This window comes from Caballeronia sp. M23-90 (assembly GCF_053574605.1).
In genome coordinates, this window is the sequence record NZ_JBSIPA010000300.1 from 1 (window position 1) to 8,064 (window position 8,064).

Annotated in this window: 6 protein-coding genes and 1 pseudogene; 5 read left to right on the forward strand and 2 right to left on the reverse strand. The window is 60.3% G+C overall.

What is annotated here, in order from left to right; translation table 11 throughout:
• Positions 1 to 311: 311 nt before the first annotated feature.
• On the reverse strand, positions 312 to 2,897 hold the full coding sequence (locus tag ACRXB1_RS24225) for a [protein-PII] uridylyltransferase (protein WP_062169800.1): 2,586 nt from the start codon (positions 2,895 to 2,897) through the stop codon (positions 312 to 314).
• 136 nt (positions 2,898 to 3,033) lie between these two features.
• Entirely contained in the window at positions 3,034 to 3,843 is an 810-nt protein-coding gene (gene map, locus ACRXB1_RS24230; protein ID WP_075359987.1) for a type I methionyl aminopeptidase, read from the reverse strand.
• Between the two features lie 432 nt (positions 3,844 to 4,275).
• On the opposite strand from map, the gene rpsB reads away from it, so the two are divergent.
• From rpsB to ACRXB1_RS24255, 5 genes and pseudogenes are all read left to right on the forward strand, one after another.
• Positions 4,276 to 5,028, forward strand: coding sequence for a 30S ribosomal protein S2 (rpsB, locus tag ACRXB1_RS24235; protein ID WP_062169803.1), 753 nt, complete (start codon positions 4,276 to 4,278; stop codon positions 5,026 to 5,028).
• A gap of 255 nt (positions 5,029 to 5,283) precedes the next feature.
• Positions 5,284 to 6,165 (forward strand): translation elongation factor Ts, encoded by an 882-nt coding sequence (gene tsf / locus ACRXB1_RS24240; RefSeq protein WP_061999153.1) that lies wholly within the window; start codon positions 5,284 to 5,286, stop codon positions 6,163 to 6,165.
• 332 nt (positions 6,166 to 6,497) lie between these two features.
• Positions 6,498 to 7,211, forward strand: a complete 714-nt coding sequence (gene pyrH / locus ACRXB1_RS24245) for a UMP kinase (RefSeq protein ID WP_056352704.1) — start codon at positions 6,498 to 6,500, stop codon at positions 7,209 to 7,211.
• 108 nt (positions 7,212 to 7,319) lie between these two features.
• Positions 7,320 to 7,880, forward strand: a complete 561-nt coding sequence (gene frr, locus ACRXB1_RS24250; RefSeq protein ID WP_075359986.1) for a ribosome recycling factor — start codon at positions 7,320 to 7,322, stop codon at positions 7,878 to 7,880.
• Positions 7,881 to 7,944: 64 nt separating this feature from the next.
• Positions 7,945 to 8,064: pseudogene (locus ACRXB1_RS24255) on the forward strand (di-trans,poly-cis-decaprenylcistransferase); the annotation flags it as partial.

Here is an 8,064-nt window from a genome sequence, read left to right on the forward strand (position 1 = left end):
GCGTCCGAGTGCGTCAATGGCAAGCGATTCAAGAGAGTAACCGCCCGAGAGAATCTTGCGGCCGAATTCCGTATCCCAGCCTTCATAACGGTGCTTCTTGAATTCCTCCAGCTTGTCATTTTCAATCCTGCATCGCCACGCGGAGTAGCCGGGCGATCTCCTGCCTTATCGACCCTTACCGGCCGATCTCCGACCGGCGCCTCTGTCCGAGGCGGTTTTTTCCGTCCGGCGACGCTGCCGGTACGAACGGGGGAACGCGCCGGCGATGCCGGTCGCGGATGTTTCGCTGTCAGTTTGACGCGCATAGATTCTCAGGCTGCGATCGCGCGCAGCAGCTCGGTTTCGACCTGGATTTGCGTCCGGTTGTCGGATAGGGTTTTGCCGTCGAGCAGGAACACGTCTTCCACACGTTCGCCAAGCGTGTTGATCCGCGCCGCATGGACGCCGATCCGGTGCTGGGCGAGAACCCGCGCGATCGAATAAAGGAGGCCCTGCCGGTCGTTGGCCGACACGGACAGGATGTAATACTGACCACGTTCGTCGGGACGCAAATCCACGCGCGGTGTGATCGGGAAAGTGCGCACCAGCCGGGAAACCCGTCCCTTCGACGGTTCCGGCAAAATGCCCTCGGCGGTGAGCAACATGCTCAACTGCTGTTCGACGAGGTTGGCAATGTCGCGATAATGCCCGTCATGGTCCGGATGCGCGACCAGAAAATTGTCGAGCGCATAGCCGTGGCGGGTCGTTGTAATACGTGCATCGAGGACGGACAGGCCGTTTTTGTCGAAATAAGCGCAGATGCCGGCAAACAGGTCCGGCCGGTCCTTCACGTACACGAGTACTTGGAGCGCCGCGCCGATCGGCGATGGGCGCGCCCGCACGATCGGCTTTTCACTCTCGACGTGCTTGTAAAGCACGCGGGTCTGCCAGGCGATATCGGCAGCGTCATGGCGCAGGAAATAGCCGACATCCAGCTTGTCCCACAACGCTTTTTCCGCGTTCTCCGGCACCGTTTCAAGGCGCAGCAGCGCAAGCGCGTCTTCCTGGCGCGACTTGAGCTCCGAGTGCGCGTGCATTTCGGCGCCGCCGAGCACGGCACGGGTGGCCCGGTACAGATCCTCGAGCAGCTTGCCTTTCCATGCGTTCCAGACCTTGGGGCTCGTGCCGCGGATATCGGCGACGGTCAGCAAATACAGCGCGCTCAGCCGGCGCTCGGTCTGCACCATCGATGCAAACCGCTTGATGACTTCCGGATCGCTCGTGTCCTGCTTCTGGGCGACCTGGCTCATGGTCAGGTGCTGTTCGACGAGCCATACGACCAGGTCGCTGTCGTCGGCATTCATGTTGTGGTCGCGGCAAAAACGCCGGGCATCGACCATGCCGAGCGTGGAGTGATCGCCGCCGCGGCCCTTCGCAATGTCATGGAACAGCGCCGCCACGTAGAGCACCCACGAGCGTTCAAAATTGCCCATCAACTGCGTGCAGAACGGATACTCGTGCGCGTGTTCGGCCATCGCAAAACGGCGGATATTGCGCAACACCATCAGGATGTGCTGGTCGACGGTGTAGACGTGATACAGGTCATGCTGCATCTGCCCGACAATGCGCCGGAAATTCAGCAGATATCGGCCGAGCACGCTTGTCTGGTTCATCAGCCTGAGCGCGTGCGTGATGCCTTCGGGCGCCTGCAGGATCGCCATGAACAGGCGCCGGTTTTCCGGGTCGCGGCGCCAGTCGCGGTCCATCAGGTCGCGTGCGTTGTAGATCGCGCGCAACGTCCTCGCCGATAACCCCTTCACCCCGCGCGTTTGCTCATACAGCAGGAAGGCTTCGAGAATAGCGTTCGGCTGACGCTCGAAGACATCGTCGCTGGCAATTTCGAGCATTCCCTGCTTCTCGACGAAGCGCTCGTTCAACACGCGCGTCACGCCGCTCGTCGATGGAAACAGTTGCGCTTCCACGTTCTGGATCAGGATGGTTGCGAGCTGCGTCACGGCTTTCGCGGCCCAGTAATAGCGGCGCATGAGCTGTTCACTGGCGCGTTTGGACGATGTCGCCTTGTAACCCAGGCTTTCCGCGAGCGCGGTCTGCAGATCGAATACGAGAATGTCCTGCCGGCGCTTCGCAATCACGTGCAACCGCGCTCGCAGCGTCTTCAGGAAACCTTCGTTGCGCCGCAACTCACTCGCTTCACGCTCGGTGATGAGCCCGCGTGAATCGAGTTCGCGCCAACTGCTGCCAAAACCCGCCGCACGCGAAATCCACAGGATCAGTTGCAGGTCTCGCAAGCCGCCGGGGCTTTCCTTGATGTTCGGCTCGAGGCTATACGGCGTGTCCTGGTATTTCGCGTGGCGCTGGCGCATTTCCAGCACCTTCGCCTGGAAAAACGCACGCGGATCGAGCGTCTGCTGGTAGCGCGCTTCGAAGGCATCGACCAGTTTCTCGTTGCCCACGATCCGACGCGCTTCGAGCAGCGACGTCCGGATGGTGATGTCGTTGCTCGCTTCGTGGATGCACTGCGACACCGAGCGCACGCTGCTGCCAATCTCGAGCCCGAGATCCCACGCCATGCCGATCAGCTTTTCGATACGTGCACCAAGCGTTTCCACCTGATCGGGCGTCTCGTGATCGGGCAGCAGGACGAGGATATCGATGTCCGAATACGGCGCGAGCTCGCCGCGCCCGTAACCGCCGACCGCCAGCAACGCCGCTGATGCCGGCATCTCGCACGCGTCCCACGCGCCCTTGAGGGCGTCGTCGGTGGCGCGGGCGAGGGCATGCATCAGGCCATCGACATTGGTCGCGCTCTTGAAGCGCTCGAGCAGCGCGGCTTTCGCTGTCTTGTACGAGGCTTTCAACGAATCGGCAATAGGCGGGGCGTCGGCGGGTACGCTCATGGGCAGGCGGATCGTGAGGTCAGTGGAAGAACGTTATATTCGACGAAACGCTGCGCTCGCCGTCTTTCAATGCGCCGGACCGTGCCCCGAACAGTTGCGCGAGATACCGGGTCTCTCGCGGGGTGCTTCCGATCAATCAAGCCGTCGCGGCGATCAGCTCGGAAGGTGCCTGCGTTCCGGCCGACACGGTCAGCACTTCATAACCCGTCGGCGTCACCAGCACCGTATGCTCCCATTGCGCCGACAAGCTGCGGTCGCGGGTCTTCACGGTCCACTGATCAGGCATGGTGCGGATATCGCGGCGACCGGCGTTGATCATGGGCTCGACGGTAAAGATCATCCCGGCCTGCAATTCGATGCCCGTACCCGGGCGGCCGTAATGCAGCACTTGCGGGTCTTCGTGGAACACCTTGCCCACGCCGTGACCGCAATATTCGCGCACCACGCTGTAACCTTGCGCTTCGGCATGTTTCTGGATGGCGTAGCCGATATCGCCCAGATGCGCGCCCGCCTTGATCTGGTCGATGCCAAGCCACATGCAGTCGAAGGTGGTCTGCACCAGCCGCTTGGCCAGGATGGAACCTTCGCCGACCAGGAACATGCGGCTGGTATCGCCGAAATAACCGTCCTTGATCACCGTGATGTCGATATTCAGCGCGTCGCCGTTCTTCAACGCCTTGTCGCCGGGAATGCCGTGGCAGATCACGTCGTTGACGGAAATGCAGGTGGCCTTGGGGTAGGGCGGATAGCCCGGCGGCTGGTAATTCAGGGGCGCGGGCACGGTGCCCTGTTCCTTCGCCATGTATTCGTGGCAAAGGCGGTCCAGTTCGCCGGTCGTTACGCCCGCGACAATGTGGGGCGTGATGAAATCGAGCACCTCGCTCGCGAGCCGGCAGGCGATGCGCATTTGCGCAATATCGTGATCGTTTTTCAGCGTGATGGACATGACTTGTATCGAAAATGCGTGTTAGCGGCTTGAAACGCCAATCGCGCATTATCGCACCTTAGGCGGCACGCCGCAGCGGAAAACCAGTGAGGTTTGCGCCAAAAGCGCCGCCCGGCGCGGCACCGGCGGCTTTGGTGCATCCGGAAACGCAGTTCGGAACGACTTCTTGCAGCCCGTCAGGCAGCTTGAAACGCGACATTGGTGCGTGATATACTCGCTGGCTAAGTCTGCATCCACTTTGCAATCGTCTTTTCAATGCCTTTTTCCAGAAACCCCGGTTTCCGGGCAAGCCGGCGAAAAGCCCATCAAGAAGAGATCGGACTTGAATCGCAAGCCGGCGCACCCAGGGTGTCCGACGCCTCGAAAAGCTAAGAAACACGAGGCGCCCGATGCGGCAGCCGGCTTAAGACCCAACCCTCGCGGAGAACTCTCATGGCAGTAACAATGCGTCAAATGCTGGAAGCCGGTGTCCACTTCGGTCACCAAACGCGCTTCTGGAATCCGAAGATGGCTCCGTTCATTTTCGGTCATCGCAACAAGATTCACATTATCAACCTCGAAAAAACGCTGCCGATGTACAACGACGCGCTGAAGTACGTGCGTCAACTGGCAGCAAATCGCGGCACGATCCTGTTCGTCGGCACGAAGCGTCAGTCGCGTGACACGGTGGCAGAAGAGGCGCAACGCGCTGGCATGCCGTTCGTGAACGCACGCTGGCTCGGCGGCATGCTGACCAACTTCAAGACGCTGAAGGTATCGATCAAGCGCCTGAAGGACATGGAAGCAGCGCTGGAAGCCGGTGAAACGGAACGCATGAGCAAGAAGGAAGCGCTCCTGTTCGAACGCGAAATGGCCAAGCTCGTGAAGTCGATTGGCGGCGTGAAGGACATGGGCGGCATTCCGGACGCGATTTTCGTGGTTGACGTGGGTTACCACAAGATTGCCGTGACCGAAGCCAAGAAGCTTGGCATTCCGGTTATCGCGGTGGTCGACACGAACCACTCGCCGGAAGGCATCGACTACGTGATCCCGGGTAACGACGACGCCAGCAAGGCTGTCGCGCTGTACACGCAAGGCGTGGCCGACGCGATCCTGGAAGGCCGTTCGAGCGCGGTGAACGAAGTGGTGCAGGCAGTTCGCAGCGGCGAAGGCGACGAGTTCGTTGAAGTCAACGCAGAAGCGTAATTTGCAAAAGATGACGCCGATGTGATGTATCCGGCTAGAAAGGGGGCTTTGCGAAAGGCCCCCTTTTTTTAGCCAGGCTCGTTTGGCCAGCCTCAGTAAGCGCTGAGCAACACGCGGGTCATCGAATAGTGTTGAAGTAACAAGCAGTACCCCATTCTGGCCGCGGGTGATTTTCGCCGGCGGCGCGTGTCAATAGTGCGATTCACGTGCCTTCAAGCTAAGGCTAAGGCACGGCACAGACTCAAGGAGCAAATGATGGCGGCAATTACCGCAAGCATGGTGGCAGAACTGCGCGCAAAGACCGACGCGCCCATGATGGAATGCAAGAAGGCGCTGACCGAAGCCGATGGCGACATGGACCGCGCTGAAGAACTGCTGCGCGTGAAGCTCGGCAACAAGGCGAGCAAGGCTGCATCGCGCGTGACGGCTGAAGGCATCGTCTCGGCGCATATCGCCGACGGCGTGGGCGTTCTGGTCGAACTGAACTGCGAAACCGACTTCGTTGCCAAGAACGACGACTTTCTGGCGTTCGGCAAGACGGTCGCAGAACTGATCGCGAAGAACCATCCGGCTGATGTGGCGGCCCTCTCGGCGCTGCCGCTGGAAAGCTCGACGGTTGATGCAGTGCGCCTCGCACTGATCGGCAAGATCGGTGAAAACGTCTCGGTGCGCCGTTTCGTGCGTTTTGAATCCGCCAACAAGCTCGCTTCGTACCTTCACGGTACGCGCATCGGCGTGCTGGTCGAATTCACGGGCGCGGACGAGCAGGTCGGCAAGGATGTCGCCATGCACGTTGCAGCAATGAAGCCGGTTTCGCTGTCGTCGAACGACGTGCCGGCGGAATTGATCGCGAAGGAACGCAGCATCGCTGAGCAAAAGGCTGCTGAATCGGGCAAGCCGGCTGAAATCGTCGCGAAGATGGTCGACGGCAGCGTGCAGAAATACCTGAAGGAAGTGTCGCTGCTGAACCAGACGTTCGTCAAGAACGACAAGCAGACGATCGAGCAGATGCTGAAGGCCGCAGGCGCATCGGTGCAGAAGTTTGCGCTGTTCGTGGTCGGCGAAGGCATCGAAAAGCGTACGGACGACTTCGCTGCCGAAGTGGCTGCCCAGGTCGCCGCTGCCAAGCAAGGCTGAGAAGCAGGTCCTCGCATGACGTTTCAAGCGGTGGCGGGTGTTCGCAACTGACGCTCAGCCGGCCCGTCCAACCGGGCCGCTCGACCGATGCACAGCTCGCCGCCGTGTTGTCACAGTTTCAAAAAGCAGTCGGATGCGGGTCTGGCGTTCCCATCGAGGAACGCTCGTTCCGTACCCTCATAGCGGCCAAAACCGCGCCGGATGGGCAAACCGGGGTCAACCCGTTATGCCGCCGCGGCTTGCCCAATATGGGATGCTTGCCGTAAATATCGTTTCACCCCTACAGTTCTACGTTGTTGCACTCCCTCTCGGCGCGAAACCGGAAATCTCATATGCCCACAGCCTACAAACGCGTACTCCTCAAACTCTCCGGCGAAGCACTCATGGGCGACGATGCCTTCGGCATCAATCGCGCGACAATCGAAAGGATGGTGGCAGATGTTGCGGAAGTGGTGCGCATGGGCACGCAGCTCGCGGTCGTGATCGGTGGCGGTAATATCTTCCGCGGTGTTGCGGGCGGCGCGGCCGGCATGGACCGTGCAACAGCCGATTACATGGGCATGCTTGCCACCATGATGAACGCGCTGGCTTTGCAGGACGCCATGCGCCATGCCGGTATCGAAGCGCGCGTGCAGTCCGCGCTGCGCATGGACCAGGTGGTCGAGCCGTACATTCGCCCGCGCGCGATTCGTCAGCTCGAAGAAGGAAAAGTGGTTATTTTCGCGGCCGGCACGGGTAACCCGTTCTTCACGACCGATACCGCTGCTGCCCTGCGCGGTGCGGAAGTCGGCGCGGAAGTCGTGCTCAAGGCGACCAAAGTGGACGGTGTATATTCCGCCGATCCCAAGAAAGATGCGAGCGCCACGCGTTACAGCACGATCAGCTTCGACGAAGCGATCGGCAAGAACCTGCAGGTGATGGACGCGACGGCGTTTGCGCTGTGCCGCGACCAGAAGCTGCCGATCCGGGTGTTTTCGATCAATAAACCGGGGGCGCTCAAGCGCATCATCCAGGGCGACGACGAAGGTACGCTCGTCCACGTGTAAACTCTCGCAGTAAGTAACGAAAGCAGGCTTGAGGCCGAGTGCGGGTTCGTTGGGACCGGCGCCCCCCATGCCTGCACTGCGTGTAACAAAGCAAGTACGGAGGCTGAAATGAGTGTGGCTGACATTAGAAAGAGCGTCGACCAGAAGATGCAGAAGTCGATCGAAGCGTTCAAGAACGATCTCGCCAAGATTCGCACGGGTCGCGCCCATACGGGTTTGCTCGATCATATCCAGGTGGATTATTACGGCTCGAGCGTACCTATCTCGCAAGTCGCGAACATGACGCTGATCGACGCGCGCACGATCGGCGTGCAGGCGTGGGAAAAGAAGATGGTGCCGGTGGTGGAAAAGGCGATCCGCGATTCGGATCTCGGCCTGAACCCGTCGAACCAGGGCGACCAGATCCGCGTGCCAATGCCCGCGCTGACGGAAGAACGCCGCCGCGAACTGACGAAAGTGGTGAAGAGCGAAGGCGAAAACGCCAAGATCGCGATTCGCAACCTGCGTCGCGACGCGAACGAGCAACTGAAGAAGCTTGTGAAGGACAAGGAAATCTCCGAGGACGACGAGCGTCGTGCAAGCGATGACGTCCAGAAATTCACTGACAAAAACGTCGCGGAAATCGACAAGCTGGTGGTGTCGAAAGAAGCCGAAATCATGACGGTTTGAGGCCGATCACGGTCTCTTGCGTCGTGCCGGCGCGTCACTCTGTCGATACTAAGATTCAGCGGCCATGACCTATACCAGCTCTACCGTTCGCGTGCCCGATGTCGCGGCTGTCCCGCGTCATATCGCGATCATCATGGACGGCAATGGCCGTTGGGCAACGCAGCGGCGCCTGCCGCGCGTAGCA